Genomic DNA, 22,447 nt, shown 5'->3' with positions numbered 1-22,447 from the left:
CGCGCTCGACACCGAGCCAATCGACACGAGCGCGATGACCGTCAAAGGAGACACCGATGACGACGATTGAGGTAGACGGTGCGGACAACGGCCTCGTCACGCTCGTCGCCGCCATCGCGGACGTGTTGCTCGAAGTGATGGAGCGCGAAGCCATCCGCCGGATGGAGTCTGAAACGCTCTCTGAGACGGAAATAGAACGACTCGGGCAGCGGCTTGCCACGCTCGAAGCCGAACTCGAGCGGTTCAAGCGCGACGAGGGAATCGAAGACGACGTGACGCGCCTGCGCGGCGACCTGAATGGCCTCATCGAGAACGCCCTCGAACTGCCGGACGACGCCGCTGGGCTTGGAGGGACGAGATGAGCGACGGGCGACGGTACGTGTTCTGTGCCGTCTCGCTCGCAGACGGCCCCGACAGCTATCAGACGATTGGGCTCGATGGAACCGACGCGTATCTCGTGTGCGACCGGAACCTTGGGGCGCTCGTCCAGCCACAGGACGCCGCGTTCGAGTCAGCCGACGGGACGGACATCCAGCGATTACTCGTTGACCATCTCGCCATCGTAGACGAGGTAGGCGAGGCGTTCGGGACGCCGCTCCCGTTTCGCTTCAACACCGTGTTCGAGGGCGGTGACGATGCAGTGCGGGCGTGGCTTCGAGAGTCGCGCGACTCGATTGCGACCCAACTCGACCGCCTTACGGGTCACTGGGAGTATCGCATCGAAGTCATTTGGACCGACGACCGCCCGGCTGAAAGTGCAGGAGACGACCGACTCAGGGAACTCAAAACGACCCTCGAAGACGCCCCGCCTGGAAAGCAATTTCTCGTCGAAAAGCAGTACGAACAACGGCTTTCCGAACTCGCCCGCGAGCGAAAGGCGGCCGAGCAGGACGCACTCGAATCGCGGGTGCAGCCCCACGCGAAAGCCATCGAGTCGCTCGGTGAACAGTCGGTGCAACTGAGTGAGCGTTCGGACGACGGTGAGGTTGTCGCGCGAATCTCCGCGCTCGCAACCGAGCAGGGGGCAGATGCAATCGGCGACGAACTGGACGACGTGGCCGCCAAGGAGGGCGTTGAAGTCAGGTACACTGGACCGTGGCCGCCGTACACCCACGTCTCAGAGGGCGTTCTCGAATGAAACCGAGCAACGGAGAGGAGGACGCAATCGTGGATTTTGTCGACGTGATTCTCCGCGAGGGAGCCGTCGTGCAAGCAGACCTCGTGCTCTCGGTAGCCGACGTGCCGCTCGTCGGCATCAAACTCTCTGCGGCGCTCGCGGGGATGGAAGCGATGACCGACTACGGCATGTTCGAGGAGTGGGACGAACAGATTCGTGGTGGTGGGGATGGGGACTCGGACGGTGCAAAACGCGCCATCGAGTAGGAAGAAGTTCACTTAGAAGTGGGCGCACCGCGTATCTCGAGTCGTGACCGAGCCTGTAGACGACACGCCAACGATTACCTGCTCGCGGTGTGACCGTGAGTGGAGCCTTTCGTACGAACTCGATAATCTTGGGGTGGGAAACCAATCGTTCGAACAGTTCGCCTTAGACCACATGCGCCACACCGGCCACTTCCCCGACGCGGTGACGCCGTGGATAGCTGATTGCCGCCAGTGTCCCGACGGCGAACAGTTCCTGTCAGAAGGCCCGGCGCGGCGATGGGCCGAAACCCACGTCCGTCACGCGCGCCACGACGTCGTCCTCGAACACGCTGGCGACGACCCAATTCGCGTCGGCCCTGACGGCAACGACACCTACTGACTTCGGTGTTACTACCGGCCTTATTAGCCTGTCTCGTGTACATTTAGACGAAACGTGTCACCACGACACGAGGATAGGCCATGACCTCGAACGACTCACCCGCGCCACAACCCACGCCTGAACAGGCGACGGATATCACGCATCCGGGCGGGATGCGCGGCAACCGTGTGATGCCAACGCCGCGGCTCACTCATCTCGACCCATTCGTCGTGTTCGAGCGGTTTTACATCGACCCGACGCAGGGCTTCACCACCCATCCACACCGCGGGTTCGAAATCGTCTCCTACATGCTCGCGGGCGGGATGCGCCACGACGACTCGCTCGGCGAGTCCCACACCGCTCGCGACGGCGACGTGATGCGAATTACGACCGGGAGTGGCATCCAGCACTCGGAGCTTCCCGCAGACGGTGCGGCGTGCAACGGCCTGCAACTCTGGGTGAACCTCCCGCGTGAAAAGAAGGGAATCGACCCCTCCTATCAGGACGCGACGGCCGCCGAGTTACCAGTCGAGCAAGTGGACGGTGCGACCGTCACAACCGTCGTTGGCGAGGGGTCACCGATTACCCTCGAAACCGACGTCGAGTGTCGTGATGTGAACATTTCCGACGAGTGGGAGTGGCGCGTCCCCGACGGCTGGCACGGCGTGTGCTACGCCATTTCCGGAACCGGAAGCGCGGACGGCCACGCATTCGCAGAAGGCGACTATGTTGTCCAAAACGGCGGTACAACGACGTTTTCGAGCGACGACGACCTTCGCGTCGCGGCCATTTCTGGACAGCCACACGGCGAACCCATCCACCAGCGCGGCCCGTTTGTCGACTGAGTCCGAGAACCCGATTCAACCAACACCATGCACAACGAGATACCCGTCACTGACGACCTGCCCGACAGCCCGATTCACACCACCGGCACCGACCACATGACCATCTGGGGGAGCAACGAGGAAGACACGGTTGCGTTCTACCGTGACCTGCTCGGCATGCCGCTCGTGCTCCGCCAGCCGAATCTGGACGACCCCTCCCAGACGCACCTGTTTTTCGACACCGGCGACGGCCGCATCATCACGTTCTTCGTGAGCGACGACCGCGAGTCGAACCCCTACGGCCAGCGCGGGGCGGTTGGCTCCGTCCACCACCTCTGTTTCCGCATCGCGCCCGACCGCTTCGAAGAGATGATAGACGCCATCGAGGATGACGGCCGGAACTACAACATCTTCGACCGTGGCATCTTCTTCTCGCTCTACACCCACGACAACAACGGCCTCGTCATCGAACTCTCGACCGACAAGTACGACATCCCCGACGACCGCCGCGGTGAGGTGCTGGCGAAGACGCAAGCGCTTCGAGAAGCCGACGGCTCTGACTTTGCCGAAGACCGGCACATGAAAGCCGCGCTTGAGGAGTTGGGGCTGGACGCGACGGCGCACGAGTTGCCCGACGCGCCGACTGGGACTGGGGTGTAGTTAGCAGAGAGCCTAAAGATACTATCATAGATTTTTGTCAGCAGTTCCATCATTTAACTTGTATTCAAAATAATCGGTGAGATATCCAAAAGCCTGAATATAAGTTTGGTTTTCTGAATGTTGAGCCAGTTCTGCACCATCCTGCAAATCAATTACTTCGCTTGTTTCTTGGTACTGGTCACCCTTCTCTTGATATATTTGTTTTAGATATTGGAAGTGGTCGCTATGGTACAGAGAAATCAAGTTAGCAATTCGTCCAACGGCATCCCAAATTCCAGATGGGAAAGTAGTATACACAAACATACTAATTCGAATATCTTGATTGCTGAACCCTCCTATTTCTATGTTCGAAAGAAGAGGCGTGGCCAATTCTTTGGCACTGTCCTTCCCACGAAGATATGTTGTTATATATAGATAGATGAGGTCCTCCTTCCACTCTTTTATCGACGTTGGACATCCATAGTTCCGAACCCGGAGTTCAATCTTTACTGTATCCTTAGTGTGCCAGCCAATATTTTCGATAGAAAGTGATACTTCCTGAGACACACCATTATTTTCAATAACAAACTCGTACTGTCCACCTCGGAGTTGAGAATGGAGCCTGTCTTCTTCGTCTCTTGGCGTCATCCAATTGTGAATTTCTGTTTGGATGATTTTTATAGGCGTAAATGGTGAGAAGGGCACAACAAACAAAATGACAATTTCTAATTAGAAAAAGATTGCGTGAATTTGTCACTCTCCGTTAAACATAGATTGAATCTCAAACTCAGGAAAGCTCTTCTTGAATAAACCGTGCTGAGTTCACGCGAAGTTAAATGAACCACCATCACCACGGCTGATTTTCCAACTTTCTCTCACCTAAACAGTGATGACGCCTTTGCCGCGAGCATGACCGTCTTCGACCGACTGGATTGCTTCAAGTGCCTCACCCAAGAGCGATTCTTATCCCTCACCGGAGGGGCGCAGCTCGTCTCCAAGTCGCCACGTGAAGATGGCGCGCAGGACCACGACGAGGCTGTTTCGCGCACCCGTTCCCCAAATCGCCGTTTCGTCGGGTTCGGCCGTGGAATCGCCATCGACGAGGACACTCACGAGTGCGGTTTGTTTATCCGTAAAGAGGAGGCTTCCCGCACCCATCTCGGCCCACGCCCACAGCGTCTCGAAGAGTTCCGCTGTGGGAATCTCGTCTTGGAGACGGGCTTGGACGGGTTCTGAGATGCCAGCGAGATAGATGTCAACGCCTCGGGCTTCTGCGGCACGGAGCTGGTCTATGTGCTTGTCAGTGAGTAATGAATCGACGGTCATGTAGACGAGTTCGTCTTCGGCGTTGTCGATGAACTCAAAGATGCGACTGGCGACTGCGTCGTGACCCGAGACCGTCCAGACGCCAAACTCTTCGGAACGGTGGTCAGCAGGTGTGAGTTGGTCGAACAGCTCGCTCAACTCCGAGATGGTGTTCTCGCGCTGGAGTTCGAGTTTGCGGAGTGCCGTTTCCCGTGACACGGCCGTGAATTTCCGGGGTGTTGTGTACTGGATATCGACCAGTCCGGCCTCGTGGAGGACATCAACCGCATCGTAGACGCGGGTGCGGGGCACACTATCCACCGCTGCGATGTCCTTTGCCGTCCCCTGTCCAAGCCGGAGCAGGTAGACAAACGTGTACGCTTCGTACTCAGTAAAGCCAAATTCTTTGAGCAGACCCGCACATTCGTATTCGAGTTGTTCAGTTGACTTTTCTGCCATACCGCAACAGACGTCAAGCAACTGGAAATACTGGGGGGTGGTTCACGGGTGTTGTGGCCGGACAACCTGTGCTGGAGTGGGTCAAAATAGAGATGAAGCTTTGACGCCTCATACTCTCTGCAAACCGATGGCCAGCAGGCCCGCGAAACGCAGGCGGTATGCTGCGTGGCGGACTCTCCCCTCAGAATTCTGAGAGAATTTATAAGGGGGAGGCGCTGTCGAGTGATTCCGAATCGCCACAAAATCGAACGGACCCGACGGGAGAAAGTTCGACCCACGAACGAAAAACAACATCTCCCGTCAAAATTGGGTCCGGCTAGCTGCGGTCTGCCCAGTCGTGAGATTCGCATCGACACGATGCGACTATGACACTCGAACCAATCGCACCCGAGCGCGCACTCGAACTGTATCTCGACCATCGCCGGAACGAAGTCGCCGTCCAGACCCTGCAGTCACACCGCTCCCGACTTCGGTACTTCGTTGGATGGTGTCACGACCAGAACATCGAGAACCTGAACAATCTCACCGGACGGACGCTCTACGAGTACCGCATCTGGCGGAGAAACGACGGAGATCTGTCCAAAGTCTCCGAGAAGACCCAGATGGTCACCATCCGCGTGTTTATCAAGTTCCTCGAATCCATCGATGCAGTCGACCCCGACCTCCACACGAAGGTCCAACTGCCAATCCTCTCGGCGAGCGACGCCGTGCGAACCGAGATGCTCGACGCCGAGCGAGCCGAGCAAGTACTCACGTATCTTGAGATGTACCGATACGCCTCGGTCCGGCACGTCATCCTGACACTTGCGTGGCGGACAGCGATGCGCCGCGGGGCGATGTACGCACTCGACGTTCACGACTACGACTCGGAGGAGCAGTACATCCAGACTGTCCACCGGAAGGACACGGGAATTCCCCTGAACAACCAGGAGTCAGGGGAGCGTTACGTCGCGCTTTCGGACGAGATGTGTGAGTTGCTGGATGACTGGCTGGCCGACCAGCGTCCCGACGTAACCGACGATGCCGGACGAGAGCCACTGCTGGCATCGAAGCAAGGGCGACTCCACCACAGTACCATTCAACACATCATCTACGAGGTGACCCGTCCGTGCTTCTACACCGATGGATGTCCGCACGACAGAGACGTCGAGACGTGTGAGGCGACGAATCGTAATTCAGTGTCTCGGTGTCCATCAAGCCGCTCACCACACGTGCGGCGCGGCGCGATTACGTACTGGCTGTCCGAAGATGTACCAGAGCGCGTGGTCAGCGACCGGGCGAATGTGAGTCCAGACGTGATTGAGAAGCATTACGATCAGCGAGGAGAGCGCGATAAGATGGAACAACGGAGGGGATTTCTCGACAACATCTGAAGTTCTGTTTCTTTGGATAAGAAAGTTGAAAACCACGTGGTTGCCCCGATGGGTAGAGGCCGTTGACGTCACCCTCACGACGCTTTTCGGTTCCTTCTTCGCTCACAAGTTCCTTCATCACTTGCCGACTGTGGTTATGGGATCACCTATTTTACACTGAAAATTAACTGTAGTATCTATGGAGGAATCGGATGTTTTTGAAACGGTTGTAGACGAACTTTCTACTCGTGGTTGGGATTTCCTTGTGCATGTTCCAGGCAGCCACTACAACACATACAGTAACGTTCTGAAACGGGCGAATCCGCACTCAATAACGATTGATGGCCGGTACCCAGATATCATTGGGCAAACTGGTCGAGGTCAAGTATTTGCAATAGAGGTTAAGGGAAGCAAGGACCTCCTCAAAGGAGTCGGCCAAACTCTAACGTACCAACGTGGGTCCCATTTGAGCTATCTCGCCGCTCCTCACAGTGATCTAAAAAGAGTAGAGGACGTGCTGCTGAGCCATGGCGCAGGGACAATCTCGACAACGAGCACAGGGGCAGTTTCATGGAACGAGCCAGCTACTGAGATAGACGCGGCTCAGGTATCTGACGTTCAGTCGCGGGTCAAGTATCAATTCTCTCATCCTGGGAGTAGCTCTGTTGTCTCAACTCTGTATTTGACACAGCCATTGAATGCATATGCACCGGTACTGGCAATCTCTGAATTAACAAGCCGGTCCAAACTTGAATCCGAAATTATTCAAAAATATGGTGTTGCCCAGTCCACTGCGAAATATACTATCAAGGGAGCGAGCTTGTGTGGGTTCCTTTCCAAAGATGGAGAAAGTACCTTCTCTCTTTCAGAGCATGGAAAACTTGCAAAGAGTACTCTCCGTGGCGAAGGGATTGAAACGCTGGACGACCTAGCATCAAAAAAGCAGGACATCAACTATAGTCCTTTAATCGACGAAATTCCTTCCTTAGCAGTACTACTGCGAACCGCATATCAGCGGCACCCAGATTTCAGACAATTTGTAGAGGCTGTGAATCAGCAGAACCGTGAATTCGTCTTCACTGAACTTCTTCGAACAGTAGTCGAACAGTATCCGAACGTATTTCTGAACCTATTTGTGACCAATACGGAGACTGCGAGGGAATTATTGAGAAACGATCAGAGAGAAGAGATATACAATACAGACACGTGGAGATCTTTAGTTCGGTCAAATATCTTATTTAATTTCACTCGCCAATTGGTCCACTTAGGTATCCTAGATGATAGTACAGCTTCCTATTCGGGGAAAAAGAGTGAGTTTGAGCCTGAAAATAATCCGTGGGTTAAGCGATTATAGCGTCATTCAGCCAGTGTCTGGGCCAATTGATCTGTTCTGTGGAACCGAGGTTTAACGAGCAGGATATCGATGTGCTCGGTTTTTCCGTTGCGCATATATCGAACTTCAGGCTTGTCGAAGTCACATTCAATTTCAGCGTCTAAGTAACCTTTTCGTTCAATCTCACGCAACTTATCAAGGTCCCCGAGTTCCCATGCGATGATTTGTTCAGTAGAGCCCAGGGGAGTTCCAGAGTCGAAGAAATCCACGACCGCTTGTTGCAGTGAGGAACCCAAGAGGTCATCTCCAATACGAACGATTGCCTCAACCTCTTCTGCTGGCTGGTAGTCTTCGATCGTAACCGTGTTGTTTGATTCAAAGCGGTTCGAATGCTGGAGTCCTAAAAGGACCTCAGCCACGTTTGTGGGCTCAAATGAATTACGAGAGTGAATCCGTTCCTTTCTCTGAGAAACCGATTCTGAATGCGTCTGCGCCTGTCGAGAAATGCTGGCTCGCTTTCGAATTTCCAGATACTCCTTGAACCATGGGTCGCGAGCAACTTTTGAGAGGTAATGGTTGAGCTCTTCTTCTATTGTCTGGTAAACTTTGCTCGCCTTATTTCGAATCTTCCCTCGGTTCGCTGAGAGTTCGATATCTTGGCAATTTGCAACGAATAAGAAATGAATGAATTCGTTATCGTGAGAGATCGCTTCGTTGAGCCGCTCAATTTTGATATGATCTTTTGCAAGCCAGATACCGAACTGCGTTGAGTGTCGACCGTATGTTGGCAACTCATTTCGAGCCGCCTTCCCGCCAACCATTCCGACGATCTCTAATGTAGTATGACCACCATCGAAGGGAACTTCGAGCTCTATTGGGCCATAGTGCTTGCACATTCGCTCCTCTGGGAAGTCACCTGTGCCAGGGCGCAATTGCTCACGGGGGAACTCAAAGTGATTCGTCGTTTGAAGCTCATCCATTGTGTCATCGATCCCAGAATCGAGATCGACGGTGATGTTCATTTCTCGTGAATCGTCTTCGAAGAAGTGACCAGTTGAGCCCGCAATCGTCTTCCACTTCAGATAGTTGTGGATTTTGTTGTAGGTGAGTGATTCAGGGCTAAACCCTTCCCCAGACTTGAACCCTTGAATCTTTATTTGTGTTCCAGACCGCTCCGCTGGGGCATCGTGTTCAGTGACCGAATAGGTTGGTAACTCACGGTTATTGAGCTTCTCCCAAGGTTGCTCCATCTCCGCATGAAGCGTTTTTTTGTTCTTGCTAGTATTTACTTTAATTCCATCGCTTTTGTAGAATATTTTGGTCCCGTGGCCTTTGTACCCGATCCCATCTGTCTTTCTGGAGTTACCTAAGTCGAAGAAAGACTCCAAGTCTCGCTGACTCATGCCTTCGCCATCATCTTCGATAGTAATGTCAGATCCAGTTGCTCCAGTTCGAATCCGGATTAACACATCAGTTGCACCGGCATCGTAAGAGTTGGATAGTGACTCTCTGATTAGTTCTAACGGATCCTCAAAGTCGCTTGCAATTTCCAGGAATTCGTTGATTTCGTTGACTTTTGGTTTATATTCCATCGTATCCTCCGAATGATTTGTTAACAACATCGTGGGCATATCGTCCGACTGACCGGTGACGTCCGAGTTCGTTTCCAAGATAATCCACGAAGGCTTCCGGACCGCTCTGAATCAGTTTGCGCATTCTCGACAACTCCTTTTGCTGGATAATCATATTATGGACAGCAACAGGGCCCATCTGGTCCTTTCGATACTCGGCGTTCCCTTTCATCCGTTCCCGAAGAAGGGGTGAAGAGCAGACTGGGCAGTCGCACTTAGTCAAATCAACGTCATCAACGCGTTCAGTCTCCAAGAAAGACGTGTAGTATTTTCCATTGATCGCGGCTTGAATGTAGGATGACGAATCAAAGCTATCTACGCCCAGCCCAACTAACAGTGGCATCGATTTCCCGGAGATCCCTAGCACGTGTAATGGATGATTCTCAAAGCCTCGTTCAGCCATCACCTGCTTACAACCAGAAATCGCTTCGATGAGAGTAGACTTGTTGTCCTTTTTTGGTACAAGGCTTCCCAAGGCAATTCCATCAAATATCTCAGTCAAATCGAGAGAACCAAACACGGATTCGACTTGCTCAAAGAAGGTATCGATCATCGAATAATCATAGCCATGGACAGAAAGATACGCAGCACATGGGTATGATTGAGTGTGCCGAGCAAATTCAACTGCATTTTCTGCTGTTGTTTTTGCTTTCTCGATGCGTTCTTCATACGTGTCATCCTCGGTAATCGGGAGGTCGAGGTTGACGAGGATGTCACCACCAAGCTGACGTTGCATGTCGAACACGCGGTGTTGGTTGAGTTCCATCTGAAAATCAGAGCCGTCTAAACCGCCTTGTGAGAGATTTTTGAACCCACCAGAGTCGACGAATAACAATCCCTCAAATCCAGAGAATTCCGGTCTTTCGCTAATTGGTTTCTCCAGATACGTCTTCAGTAAAGATTCGCTGATTCCATAGTCAGTTAGCGACCCAACTGAAAGCATAGAGCCCGGGAAATATTCGCTGCAAGAAACGCCGCCGACGCAGTCATCCCCATTAATAAGCTCTTTTACTGTTCTGTGGGTGCTTCCTCCAAATAGGCTCCCTTTTCTCCCACCACCATAGAAATTGATGACAGGGAAGAGCATGGGTGTTTCAAATTTTTTCTCACCTACTACTAACTCTCCAGTGCGTGCTTCTCCAGCAGTCGACGTTATGGAAAAGTCAGCATACTTGCTGCGTTGAGTTAAATCTGGCATTTGTTATGTGTTCTGTGATTCACGAATCATCTTTTTCAGAACGCTTCCACGTTCTCCGAGCTGACCGTGTAATACCTCGACTTCAATATCAGAATTCTGAATGAATCTTTTAAGTGCAACTCGATAATCTTCACCTGCATTAATGACGACTTTTTTATAATTATTCTCTTTCAATTTCTTGATTAGGGTTGTTTCGACATCCTCCTGCAAATCGAGAGCCTGCACCCGATTCATCTTCTGATCGTACTCTGTAATCTCTGCGTTTGCATCAATTAGTCCATATTTTGCGGAGAGGATACAGATGTCAATATCCGATCTAAGATCCCCTTCTCTTCTCGCTTTTTTGATAATTTTGTAGTAATATCCAGAATACAATTCCATCGCAGGAACCGCTCTCCCTGGTGAATTCTTTGATTTAGAGCAGGACTGAACCAGCAGAGTCGACATAACGGAAAGTCAGACCAAGATGTCTTAATTCTTCCGACAGTACTACTTGAGTCGTAGGTAGATCAAAGTCTAAATTAAATCAATTCTTGCTCAGGAACGCTTAGGAATTCTTGTAACTCACGTATATTCTCTCGCTTGTAATGCTGTTTGAATCCTAACATTTCAGGATCCGTTGGGAATACACTTCCTCGTCCGTATTCACTGAACGCTTTCTCGATGACTTGCCGGTACTGCTTACTCACAGCATAGCTGACAATGGTGTCGAATGAATCACCGTGAGTTCGCAGGTAATCAACCAGGCGTTCTGTCACGAGTTCAATTTGTTCTGTATCTTGTTTGGCCAGAACATATTCGTATTCCAGCACAGCGTCTGCTGTTTCCTCTGTCTCTGGAACTGGGCCATACATACCAGAGATTGTAACTTTATGGATTCGATCTCTCACTGGCTCCAGTCTGTTGAGCACAGCTTTGTGTGTACGAGATTCAGAGTAGGGCTTTCGCTGGCTACATGGAATAATCAGTAGAATGTCTTTATTAGAACTATCGTCACGATGTGGATCGTAGTCCTTGTTCGCAATATTGAAATCTCGTGGAGTATGTTTCAGCGAGATCCGGTTAGATTCCACCTCAGGGAAATCGGCACCGAACTCAGAGAGTTTCACTTGGTCGGTTGCAATTTCAGAGCCTAAAAGTAGGTCATATGCCTCGCGTGATTTCAGCTCTGCTTCAAGTTCTGGATTCCTAAGTTGAGCTCGCTTTAGTCCACGCTCAATTTGATCGTCTTTGCGAGCCCACTGAATGACATAGTCGAGCAACCAATTCTCATCAATTGCGTTCCGCACACGCTGCATCTCTCGATTATATACCGAAAAGTTGTGACGGGCAAGCAAGCCGTACAGCCATCCCTTTGTGAACCCATCTTGACCATACGTCGCTTCTCTGTATATCAGTTCCTTAAATTTCTGAGGAGATATCCCATCCTCAGAATCGACATAACTCATGAACTCATCTGGGATCAATTCTGTCGAATTACTACACAACGGGCATTCTGGTACGTTACAGGGCCATCCACCACTAGTCAGATAGTTGTCAATATCTTTGAGTTTTACGTTGTCCCACGTTTCCGGTACGAGGTATTTTTTGAAGCGAGCAGATTGCATATGGCTGGAGCAATCAAATGTGTCAACCCCAAGTAATGACAATAGGGATGCCTGCTTGCCTCCAATACCGAATACGTGAAGTGCGATATCGTCTCGGTCTCCGATCGCTTCGGTGGCACCCTGGACGATATCGACTAGAACATCAATCTTCGAACGTAGCGGAACCAACGAGCCGATAGCAAAGCCGTGGAACTGGTCACTTACTCCCTCTTCTTTTGCTCGTTCTAAGAACTCAGAAACATACCAATGAATCGTCTCATGATCGTGGCCATGGATCGCGACAAAGACGGCTGGTTCTTCGTCAGCTGCTTTTCTATTTTTCAAGCGCTCAACGGTTTTCTCATCCCCATCTTCCAGAATTTCGATCTTGTCAGGGTCATCTATTAGTTTTAAACAACGAACAGCGCTCTCAATGCTGCGTTCCATCCGCTCATCTTGCTCATCTTCTTTAAGATCTGGGGGAATAGGGTAGTCTAATGTCGCAAAAATGTCCCCGCCAAAATCTACTTGCAATTTCAGGACACTATCCGGATTGGTATAAATTCCCCATTCATTCTCAGCACCACCCTCTGTAGGCGCTTCACCGAACGTATCCGAATTCATCAGGCGGTAGCCACCCGAGTCGATAAAAATGGGAGAATTGATATGTTTAGATTTATCCCACTCATCCCAGTTTTGAAGATGCTCCTCAAATGTGCGCTGCCGCCACCGACGAAGTGTGTTGGCCGTGACACCATAGTCCAAGAAACTCATAGCCTGAAACATCGTTCCTTGGAGTTCTTCGGTGTGGAGGATGTTATCTCTAAAATGTCGCCATCCGCTACCTGACGCAAGGGTGCTGCCTCCGATGAGGTTTATCACGGGGAAGAGTGCGGGTGTCTCTACAGGTCCTCTCCGAACGTGGAGTTGGCCTCGGCGCCCATACCCGTCTTCACCTCGGTGATTTACTCGGAAGCCTCGCATTCTCTATCAGTGATTCAATTCTGTATGTAATAGGCCCTTCGTAACTCGGTGAGGTCTAACACAGACAGGTATCAGCAGGTAGGTCTGTCACATAACCAGAGCGACCAATTCGAACAACATCAGTAGGCACGGTTCAGCCCCTGGTCTTGAATTGGAAACCAACACTCTGCCTCGAGCCGTACGGCACTACATTATGCTAAAATATAACCATCATCTAAAATCACATTTAACGATGTGTAGATTAAAACCCCGTCTGAGCTGGAATACTTACCTAAGTCATGTTTGCCACGCCTTTCTCAGGCCGACACATTACTATCCGGCTTTGAGTTGTTCTGGAGATTCGTAGTTTTCTGCTTAGTTCTGCTTCTTCGAGACTACCCGAAGATATTATGTCGCTTGATATACTATCTCATAAAAATATTACTAGTACGGCTAGGTCGTTAATGTCATGATTCACGAGTTATCAAAAACTATTGAGGAATGGTTCTCCTTTGAACCTCTGGATGGTTTGGAGAACACCAAAGAGAGACTTCAGGAAAAGTCTGGAGGTATCAACTATATTCCAACCAATTATCCTATCCCAGAGAGTAAGCGAGCACTCAACGTATTAATCGGCGACTTGGATACTACACGCGCATTACCGATGCCGTCTAATGTAAAGGAACTACAAGAGACGATCTTTGCTGCCGTGGAGTTCATCATAAAAAAAGACGGTTCTGGGAATGTTGTTTTCTTCTGTCCATCACCACTTGTGCAAAAAATAGACTCTTGCCGTGGAACACGCTTTTTTCAGCCGGAGAGTTTCGAAATAGACGATCCTAACCATGTTAGAAGACAAGTTTACAAAAAACTGACTGGAGATCATGTCCAACATCTCCCCACTCGGTTGCCGGATTTCCTTCTTCAAGCGTATTTGAATCATGCGCTGGACAATATCCCTAGTCTCTCCGTATTCGAGACGACAGAGATCGGTGACACATGGGATATGTACGTTTCATATCAATCATTTAGCGACGAGAGAGATGAATTCCGTGAGTTCTATCTGGACGTGCTTGACGTCCGGTCAGTAGAACGATTTGAGAACCTTCCCGAGAAGGCACAGAGGCAGGTATACGAGTATGGAATATGTCGACGTTATGGCACCGAGTACGGTGACGAGACTGGGCAGTTTGTAACACGATGGAGAGCATTAGATGGTGAGGTTAAGACACTGTTCCGAGATCTTGCTCGCGAGAGACTTCTCAAAGGCCGTCTGTTCAACAACGAGTTACTTGAGCTAGCAGGTCACGGGGGGCGAGAGTTCATCGAACAGGTTCAAAGAGGTTATCAGAGTCTATTCGACTCCGAAAAGCGAATCAACCAGCGGAGTCCGGAGGACGCTGCTGATGCACTTATACAATATTTCGGGCTGTTATACCAAGATGCCTCCAAGGAAGAAATCAGATCGCTTCTACTTTCTGTGCGTGATAAGTTGGTAATGGAAGCGGATCGAATTGGAGATCGACCGCCTACAGGGCGAGAAGAAGCATTCAATCAGGTGGATTCTATCCTGGAGTGTGTCAGTGAGGTACAACTCATCAGTAGCTCACCAATTATCGAAGAAGAGTTCCATTCCAAGGATTGGGTTTCCCCATTGGAGGAGTTATACGAAGTGGCCCGTGCAAGTGGTCAGGGTAGCAGATTAGAGTCTACTTCTATTCCGGCCATTGCGGAGGCCCGTCGAAGAGTGGAATATCGGCGTGCAGCTGAAGCTGAGGCAGACAGGATTCAGCAGATGGACGCTTCACTGGATACTGCTCCAGAATTCTTCAGTCAGTGGGCCAAGTTTATCACAACTAATATAGATGGCGAATCGGGGACCGATGCGTACCATCAAGCGATGGTAGATAAGTACGACGAGCTCTCCGATGCCCTTGTGGAGGAGTACCCCAGTCTTGTTGACAATCCCGACCGAAATCATATCTCTGAACTTATTGACGACGAAAGTGAGGATCTGCAAATAGTTGTCATCATTGACAGTCTTGGGTTCATGGACTTCGCTCTGATGGAACAGTGGGATATCTATTCTCCATCTGTTGATGTCGAGCCACTATACTCGAATATACCATCCTATACTCCGTCAGCAATGGCGACGATTCTAACAGGGCTCCCAGCTGAACGAACAGGAATCTACAACTGGACAGTGAAAAATGAAGATCAGGCCCTTAATCTAAAAAACAGGGTTAGTCTCGACAAGCTTGATTTCATTGGCGAAGAATCGAATTTATCCTATAAATTAATTCAAAACAATAAATTCAACGACTCTGGCATAACTCGCTTCGCTCGAAAGGTTGCTAATATTAAGCTGACGGAAGACTTCCAAAGAGAAGGTAACCTCGAAGAAATCAATGAAGAGATTGAGAATAAGCTAGAGTCCCACCTCAAAGAACGGAAAGAACTACTCACAGGAAATGCAGATGCTCCGTCAGAACATCTCGAAAAACGGATTGAAGCACTCAACGATACCTTCGTAGTCTATATCGAAGACTTCGATTCACTATTGCACAAAAACTTGGCAGAGTTCGAATTCGAGAACTATTATCGATCATTAGGGAGTTTCCTCGACGAATTAGTCTCGACTGTTGGGGAATTGATTTCAGAATACAGTCACGATGAGTCCCCGAAATTAGTTATAGGGGGAGATCATGGAAAAATCACCCGACAAGAAAGAGATCTCGTATTGGATGTACGCAATCAGGAGAGGTTCACCCAGAGTAGCTTGAGTGACAGAGTGGATGTATTGCACGCACATAAATTGAACCTGGGAGAGGCCCGATTCGATGATGGAGAGGATTCAATTCTCCTAGGGATTGGGGACTTCAGCGATGTGACTCTCGTCAAGCGAGCACGGGATTTCGGACCAGACTCTTGTGAATCGGCTTCTGATTCAGAGGTACTCAGAGCTATCCAGTCTGAGCCATTTGTTGTGTCCGGTTCGAAGTATCTGTTCGCATGGCAACCAGCACCGGCTCCAATAGACGTATTTCAGTTTGGATATGATACATATCTGCCAGCAGGCAATAGCATCTTTGACAACCCAACTATCGGCCTGTTATCTCGTTATGTGTCTAAGAATGTACCAAAGGCACATGCTTATCACGGTGGTACCTCAATCAGTGAGATGACATCTGCTAAACTGACATTCCATGACAAGGACATATAAATCGATTCCACGAATCGGACGTCAAGAGTTCTTGCGAGGGCTTAGACTCTTGGTGGAGATGGTGGGATACAAGGACAAGGTCACGAAAACAGAGCTTCGTGAGCTCATGGAACAGGAGAATGAGCTAAGCGAATCTCAACCATTCAAGGATGTTGACGAGTGGCTAAAGTTCGCCTTTGATGACAACAACACATCAATAGAAATCATCCATGGAGACGATGAGGGAGTTGTATCACTCACCGAAGAAGGTCGCCAACTCCTGGATGCTGATAGATTTGAACAAGAAGCCTTCCGATTGCTAGAGCGAAAGTCAAGAACCAATTTCACTTACTTCCACCGCACTATCGGTGCCTTTGATGATAAGGTACACTCGGGAAAATATGGCCTCGGTTCCTCCCTAACGGATGAAATTAACACGTTGATGACGGAGGGGGAAGGAGGAAACACCGTAACTGCCGGGACAATAGGAGGTATACTCCAATCTTTCGGCATTGTAGAGAAGGTTGATAACGGGTATGAAATCAACCCGTCTATATACACTAATTTACGTGGTGACGATAGGACACTCATCAAGGAAATAATCCGTGAAGAAGACTCAGAGATGTCTTACTCCGCATTAGAAGACAAGGCGGTAATGACGTTTGGGTGGGATATCTCACGGCTGGAAGAGGTTGTGTCCGCTCTTGAAGCAGACAATGAAGTTCGAGTGTACCGTCGTGGTGGTAAGGAATACATCCAACTACTTTCCTAATGTCTTTGATTATTAACATCCGTGAGTATATTGGTCAGCCCGGAAAGAATATCGCCGTTATCACGATCGACGACGTCCGATCTAGTTACGACGAACTTCGAGAATTCATTCAAGATATCCAACAGTACCTCGGTGAAGAATGGTCCACGGGTGTTCAAAGACGCGAGACTGACGATGGAGACGGAAAACGAATTGTCCTCGCAATGTATCCAAACATGATTCAGGAACATAGGGTCTCAGGGGAACGAATCTACATAATTGAGAAAGCAGACGAACTGTCCCACGCACTAACATTCCATCATATCAAGCCATGAGTTCGACACAACAGCAGAAGTCATACGAAGATGTTCGAGATAAAGTTGTACAGGTTCTCGATCAGCAAACAATCCGTCGGGTTCGACAGGAGTGTCAGAAACTTATCAATGAGAACGACCTCCCTACCTTCGAGGCATTCGTTGAGAACGAGTCGGATTTTATACTCACTCCCCGCCGCCAAGAGATTTTGAACAGTATCCACAATCGCTTACAGACCACGGAAACACCCGGGGTATTTCTACACGGTGCTTATGGCTCTGGTAAAACAGTCCTTATGAAATGTGTCGCCGACCTTTGCCTAGGTCCTACCGAAATAGGAGGTGTCGAGTTCCCACAACTCACCTATGGCGAGACAGAAATCGACTGTTTCCAGATTAGCCTTCAGGATAACAACACGCCTAACGAACTGCTTCTCGCTATATACGAATCGGTGCTCAAGTCTGAGAAACTGACAGAACGCGTTCTCCTAGACCGGTTCGACGATGAGAAATCTACGCTGTCGCTAGATAGATACGATAACCTGCCTCCAAAACTCTCCGACGAACTCAAACAACTCTTCGACGAACCCGAGTCAATAGATGACATTTCTCGTGCCTGTAAGTCTCTCTCAGCGTCTGGTGCCCATCATACAGTCACTTGGTTTGCCGAAGAATACTACGAGGCTGAAGGGAAATATCCCGCGTTCTACATTGACGAGTTTGAACAGACATTCCGCGGCATTGGGCCAAACGAAAAAAGCGACCTAAAAGGACTCATCCGGGAGATGATGAGAAGCACAGTGGACTCGCACGCCAATTTGGAAGCGCCCCCATACATTCTCTTCATTAACTCGGTTGGTTTGGAGGAGCTTGAAGATTCCATCCAAGCTCCCGAGGACACGGTTGATCGAATAAGAGGTAGCGTGAATTATAGCATTAACCTCGCGCAAGGGGAGACAATGCATCTGTTCTCCGAACTATATCATCTCTACACGTATCCATTACTCACCGACTATCGTGACGAGGTTCCGGAGTGGCACGAAACGCTCGACAATGCCGAGTCCGGAGATGAAGATTACGCCTATCCATTTACTACCGATGCCCTCGAGATTGTTCTCTCTGTCGTCGATTCCCAGAAAGCAGGGGATGGAGACAATCGCGTGGTCCTTTCGTTTCGAGCTTTTAAAACGATTCTCATGGCGTTCCTTCGAGAATGGGACGGAGAGAGTCGTATTGATGGGGAGTATCTGTACAAGCATGGTGATTCAGTTCGTAACCGATTAGGGAAAATCAAGCGGGCAGAACTGAGCCAATTGCCTGGGGAACGAACGATTCAAGAACAGATAGAGGAAGACTATTCAGACTCACGTTCGCTCCAACGGATTCTTACTGCTATCGCCCGTGAAGCAATTCTAAATCGGAACGACCAACCTGCACTGTTCTCTCCTGCACAAGTCGAGCAGCTTGCGAAGGATGCTGAAATCGAACTCACCACCAGCGTCAAGGAATTAACTCGGCAGGCAGCATCCCAATCAGAATATATCGACCGTGATGGCGAATACTTGGTGCTCTACCAAAACATACTCACAGGTAACGCGACTACGGACCCAACAAAACCAACGTCGAAACTTGTCGAGGATACAATTGAAAATTTCGAGGCAGATATCAAAAGTACTCTGGACCTCTGGAAAGATGCTCTGGAGACCCAACTCGAAGGAGGCTCTGAAATCATCTCCAGGTCAAATTATCTAGAAATAGATGTTCTCGGAGATACTCAGTACACAGAAAAAGTGTACCTTTCAGTTGGCACATCGGGACCTCCGGAAGAGTGGGAGGCTATCAAACAGTCTGATGCACTCAAATTTGGGATCCATCTTGGCCCCAGCGAAGACGACAAGCGTCCGGCTGAATTCGTTGTCCGTGAACTCCATAATAGAGCTTCAAACATCTCTGACGATATTCAAGATGATTTGAACAGACAAATCGATGAACATATCGATAGTGAAAATAGTACCAGCACACTTCTAGCATACATTAACGACATCTATCCCGGGGAAGATGAATTCAAGCGATATCGAGTTTTCCTCAACATTTCCCTTCTTGATATCCTCGGGAGAGAGATACCTGATGAAGTAGGTGCGCTCACATCGCCGGAGAGAATGTTCTCGGTGTTGAGGTACGTGACCAGGAACGCTAAAGGGCAGTACGGAAATGGAGAATACGTCACTGAACTTCTCGGATTCTCGAATGGACATATTGGGGGAGATGTCCTTGATTTTGTCTATGCAACAAAAAACCTCCAAGAGAAGGGAAAATTGCTCTACGAGGGCATTGATTTTGATATTCAAAAAACGATGAATAATATTCCGAATGTTGACCGAGGTAAGAAGTCTGGTGATGAGCTTAGACAGATGTTCTCTGAGTTCGAGTCAGAGCAGTTCCTCAAGAAGGACGGAGACTCCTACGAAGTCACAGACGAATTCAGCGAAGGTACCCGTAAGGTAATCAACAAACTCGAGGAGGAACTCAAAGAGGCGGAGAATGATGAATTAAGCTTCAGCGAGATCGTCAAAACTGTTTTCGGGACCTCAAAAGTAGCACCCGTCGCAAAAGCATATCTGTATCTTATCTTGGCGGTAGTTAGCCTTCATGGTGCCCCATTCGTGCTGGGTGGTGACACTGATGATAAAATTATTCTCCCTGATAGTAAAGTCACGGTGGTTCGTGAGAGTGTAAAAAGCTCATACCACGATGCTATCAAGCGGGAAGCTCTCCTCCAAGGGAGAGTTGACAACGAGGGTCTCACAAAACTTGAATCACTGAAGCAACAGTATGGTGAGTTGGATGACATTGATGACGTCGCTGACCTCAAGAGACTTGAGAAGGATCTTGAGACCGATTTCACGACTGATTCCGATAATCTAAAACAGCGTATCCGGACCATACAGTCGTACGATGTGTATGCAGAGACAGATGTATCGGACTACATCAGTGCTGTACGCGACTTCAACGAATTTGAAGCAGGGCTACCATTCCTAATCCACGATTCGCTCGAACATCTAGTAGCACAGCTTGAGGAGGCAAAAGATATTGTCAGTCAAAAGGATTCAGTAATCTCTGGCAAGGAAACCCTGGATTTACTAATAAACGGTAATGTTGATATCGAGTCAGGCGGTATCGAGATTTCGTGTATCGATAGCATTGGGGACCATCTTGCCAGCCACGATGTCAACCAATCTATCGTAGGTGCTGATATCGAGAGTACCATCCAACGATTCATTGATGATGAAATTAACTCCAGCATGGTGTACGAGGACCTCAGTCGTACTCGGCGGCAAATCGTCCCAAACGTTGAACAGTACGATTCATCCGAACACCAGGAATTGTTGGATAGAGACTCAGAGAACCTCCAGTCTCGCTTTACAAGTGCCGTCGAAACAGAAGAAGAGAAAATAGAACGTGCGAGAGAACAGCTCAAGGTGTACGAGCCACAAATTCCAGAAGGGGAGAAAGCACTTCTTGATCGGGGGAAACGCTTCCTCAACCAATGTTCCGAGATGCTGGACCAGTCTCTTGGTGAATTTGATGCCAAGCAGTACAACAGTCTCTGGGGTCAGTGGATTGACACAGAAAAGAAGCTCGCAGAAGCCTCCTTCGACGAGAATGATCTCGAAGAGATCATCCATGACTTGGGCGGTTCTGTCTCCCCGGATAAGGTAATGGTCGCCGGAACAAGCCTAAATGATGCCGTCAAGGACCTAAATAACAAAGAGGAGGTACGTCAGTTAGTCAGAGCGCTCGATATCAACTCTGATACAGCGGAAATGATGCAGGCCGTGTTGATAAGACGATGGACACAGGAGGGTGGAGATCAATGACGCTCATCGGTGGTGACAAGGAAGAACTCGCTGCGTATCTCGGTCGGAGATTTGACACTAATGGAGAACTCACCGAGGACGTGTATCTAGATCTCAACAACCCTCATATGGTCACCATTTGTGGCAAGCGAGGAACTGGCAAGTCGCACACGCTAGGGGTTCTAATGGAGGAGCTAATGACTCTTCCAGCGGCGGCCAAAGGAAACCTTTCTGGCATCATCGTAGATGCAATGGGTATCTACTGGAGTTTGCAGGTCGAGAATCCTGAATCAGATAGTTTGAATGATTGGGGGCTATCCCCCCAGTCGTACCCAGTCTCTGTCTATTATCCAGCTGGATTGGAGGATAAGTACGAGGAAGCAAAGGAATATTTCCACAAAGGGTTCGAACTTTACCCCTCAGAGCTGGACGTCGGTGATTGGCTATTTCTCCTCGACATTGATGAGACGCAAGCGCAGTCAGGCCTCCTTGCCCGGGTTATCGAACAGGCAGAGGAAGATTACGGTAAGTACTACGACCTCTCTGATCTCATCGACAGGGTCGAAGCGTCTTCGGAAGCAGGAAATATTAAAGAAGCGTTGCTCCGTCGGCTTAATAAAGCCCAAGGTTGGGGAATATTTAGTGCCTCTGGGAGTCAGATAGACGACATAGTACAAGGGGGTGAGTTCGTCGTTCTAGACCTAAGTGGGGCGGGAGCACTCCCATGGAACGTTCGAACAATGCTCACCGCGATTCTTGTCCGGAAGATGTACAACAAGCGGAGCTTCGAACGAAGTCGTGAGGAAGTCCGACGTATCCGTGGGGAAGATCACTCCACCGAATTCCCGCTGGTGTGGCTCTTTCTTGATGAAGCACACCTGTTCGCTCCATCGGGATACAATGAGCCGAGCTCGGACCCACTTATCGAGTGGGTCCGCCAAGGTCGTCGACCTGGGCTGTCATTGGTGATGGCAACACAACAACCGGGAGCATTGGACAGTCGCATCCTGTCACAGTGTGATACTCTCATCGTTCATCGGTTGACTGCTGGCCAGGATTCGGATGCGGTAGGCGATAAAATCTCTGAACTCCATGACTCAAAAAAGATTAGCCATTACATGACTCAGATTCCAAAGGAACCAGGGTACGCGTATATAATGAATGACAGGAGTGAATCAATTAACCCCGTGAAAGTTCGCCCCCGCCGGAGTTGGCACGCTGGAGGCAGCGCGAAGCTGGACGAGTATCTGGATTAGCCTGAGTACTGAGTGACACCAGTTGACTTTTCATTT

The 22,447-nt window shown here is 49.7% G+C and carries 18 protein-coding genes; 12 read left to right on the top strand and 6 right to left on the bottom strand.

Going from position 1 to position 22,447, the window contains the following annotated elements:
• Positions 1 to 56: 56 nt before the first annotated feature.
• The 6 genes from V5N47_RS09120 to V5N47_RS09095 all read left to right on the top strand — a co-directional run bounded on the left by V5N47_RS09120 (position 57) and on the right by V5N47_RS09095 (position 3,225).
• Positions 57 to 362 carry a gas vesicle protein K gene (locus tag V5N47_RS09120; protein ID WP_338727016.1) on the top strand — a complete coding sequence of 102 codons (306 nt, stop codon included), beginning with the start codon at positions 57 to 59 and terminating at the stop codon, positions 360 to 362.
• Positions 359 to 1,138 carry a gas vesicle protein GvpL gene (gene gvpL, locus V5N47_RS09115; RefSeq protein ID WP_338727015.1) on the top strand — a complete coding sequence of 260 codons (780 nt, stop codon included), beginning with the start codon at positions 359 to 361 and terminating at the stop codon, positions 1,136 to 1,138. The genes V5N47_RS09120 and gvpL overlap by 4 nt, the downstream gene beginning before the upstream one ends.
• Entirely contained in the window at positions 1,135 to 1,383 is a 249-nt protein-coding gene (locus tag V5N47_RS09110; protein ID WP_338727014.1) for a gas vesicle protein, read from the top strand. Before gvpL ends, V5N47_RS09110 begins: the two co-directional genes overlap by 4 nt.
• 43 nt (positions 1,384 to 1,426) lie before the next feature.
• Positions 1,427 to 1,762: a hypothetical protein gene (locus V5N47_RS09105; RefSeq protein WP_338727013.1), complete on the top strand. Its 336-nt coding sequence runs from the start codon at positions 1,427 to 1,429 to the stop codon at positions 1,760 to 1,762.
• Between the two features lie 80 nt (positions 1,763 to 1,842).
• The gene (locus tag V5N47_RS09100) at positions 1,843 to 2,586 is read left to right on the top strand and encodes a pirin family protein (protein ID WP_338727012.1); all 744 of its coding nucleotides are present in this window, start codon (positions 1,843 to 1,845) and stop codon (positions 2,584 to 2,586) included.
• 27 nt (positions 2,587 to 2,613) lie between these two features.
• Complete coding sequence (locus V5N47_RS09095; RefSeq protein WP_338727011.1) at positions 2,614 to 3,225, top strand: VOC family protein; 612 nt, start codon at positions 2,614 to 2,616, stop codon at positions 3,223 to 3,225.
• A 24-nt stretch (positions 3,226 to 3,249) separates the two neighbouring features.
• On the opposite strand, the gene V5N47_RS09090 is transcribed toward V5N47_RS09095, so the two are convergent.
• A complete protein-coding gene (locus V5N47_RS09090; protein WP_338727010.1) occupies positions 3,250 to 3,909 on the bottom strand; it encodes a hypothetical protein in 660 nt (219 codons plus the stop codon).
• A gap of 258 nt (positions 3,910 to 4,167) precedes the next feature.
• Positions 4,168 to 4,968: a helix-turn-helix domain-containing protein gene (locus V5N47_RS09085; protein ID WP_338727009.1), complete on the bottom strand. Its 801-nt coding sequence runs from the start codon at positions 4,966 to 4,968 to the stop codon at positions 4,168 to 4,170.
• 365 nt (positions 4,969 to 5,333) lie between these two features.
• Between V5N47_RS09085 and V5N47_RS09080 the strand changes: the two genes are divergently transcribed.
• On the top strand, positions 5,334 to 6,341 hold the full coding sequence (locus V5N47_RS09080; protein WP_338727008.1) for a site-specific integrase: 1,008 nt from the start codon (positions 5,334 to 5,336) through the stop codon (positions 6,339 to 6,341).
• A gap of 178 nt (positions 6,342 to 6,519) precedes the next feature.
• The gene (locus V5N47_RS09075) at positions 6,520 to 7,674 is read left to right on the top strand and encodes a hypothetical protein (protein ID WP_338727007.1); all 1,155 of its coding nucleotides are present in this window, start codon (positions 6,520 to 6,522) and stop codon (positions 7,672 to 7,674) included.
• A gap of 2 nt (positions 7,675 to 7,676) precedes the next feature.
• Here the strand turns inward: V5N47_RS09075 and V5N47_RS09070 are convergent, their stop codons facing one another.
• The 4 genes from V5N47_RS09070 to V5N47_RS09055 form a co-directional block, all read right to left on the bottom strand.
• Positions 7,677 to 9,245 carry an ATP-binding protein gene (locus V5N47_RS09070; RefSeq protein ID WP_338727006.1) on the bottom strand — a complete coding sequence of 523 codons (1,569 nt, stop codon included), beginning with the start codon at positions 9,243 to 9,245 and terminating at the stop codon, positions 7,677 to 7,679.
• The gene (locus V5N47_RS09065) at positions 9,235 to 10,482 is read right to left on the bottom strand and encodes a tRNA-guanine transglycosylase (RefSeq protein WP_338727005.1); all 1,248 of its coding nucleotides are present in this window, start codon (positions 10,480 to 10,482) and stop codon (positions 9,235 to 9,237) included. Before V5N47_RS09065 ends, V5N47_RS09070 begins: the two co-directional genes overlap by 11 nt.
• 3 nt (positions 10,483 to 10,485) lie before the next feature.
• Positions 10,486 to 10,929 (bottom strand): DUF6884 domain-containing protein, encoded by a 444-nt coding sequence (locus tag V5N47_RS09060; RefSeq protein WP_338727004.1) that lies wholly within the window; start codon positions 10,927 to 10,929, stop codon positions 10,486 to 10,488.
• Between the two features lie 74 nt (positions 10,930 to 11,003).
• Complete coding sequence (locus tag V5N47_RS09055; protein ID WP_338727003.1) at positions 11,004 to 13,052, bottom strand: DUF5591 domain-containing protein; 2,049 nt, start codon at positions 13,050 to 13,052, stop codon at positions 11,004 to 11,006.
• A 448-nt stretch (positions 13,053 to 13,500) separates the two neighbouring features.
• Between V5N47_RS09055 and V5N47_RS09050 the strand changes: the two genes are divergently transcribed.
• From V5N47_RS09050 to V5N47_RS09035, 4 genes are all read left to right on the top strand, one after another.
• Complete coding sequence (locus tag V5N47_RS09050; RefSeq protein WP_338727002.1) at positions 13,501 to 16,254, top strand: alkaline phosphatase family protein; 2,754 nt, start codon at positions 13,501 to 13,503, stop codon at positions 16,252 to 16,254.
• A 58-nt stretch (positions 16,255 to 16,312) separates the two neighbouring features.
• Entirely contained in the window at positions 16,313 to 17,005 is a 693-nt protein-coding gene (locus tag V5N47_RS09045) for a hypothetical protein (RefSeq protein WP_338727001.1), read from the top strand.
• Between the two features lie 310 nt (positions 17,006 to 17,315).
• Positions 17,316 to 21,176, top strand: a complete 3,861-nt coding sequence (locus V5N47_RS09040; RefSeq protein ID WP_338727000.1) for a hypothetical protein — start codon at positions 17,316 to 17,318, stop codon at positions 21,174 to 21,176.
• Entirely contained in the window at positions 21,173 to 22,411 is a 1,239-nt protein-coding gene (locus V5N47_RS09035; protein WP_338726999.1) for an ATP-binding protein, read from the top strand. Before V5N47_RS09040 ends, V5N47_RS09035 begins: the two co-directional genes overlap by 4 nt.
• The last annotated feature ends 36 nt before the right edge of the window (positions 22,412 to 22,447 follow it).

Source organism: Haladaptatus sp. DJG-WS-42 (assembly GCF_037198285.1).
Taxonomy (GTDB): domain Archaea; phylum Halobacteriota; class Halobacteria; order Halobacteriales; family Halococcaceae; genus QDMS2.
This window is presented reverse-complemented; position numbering and strand designations above follow the sequence as displayed.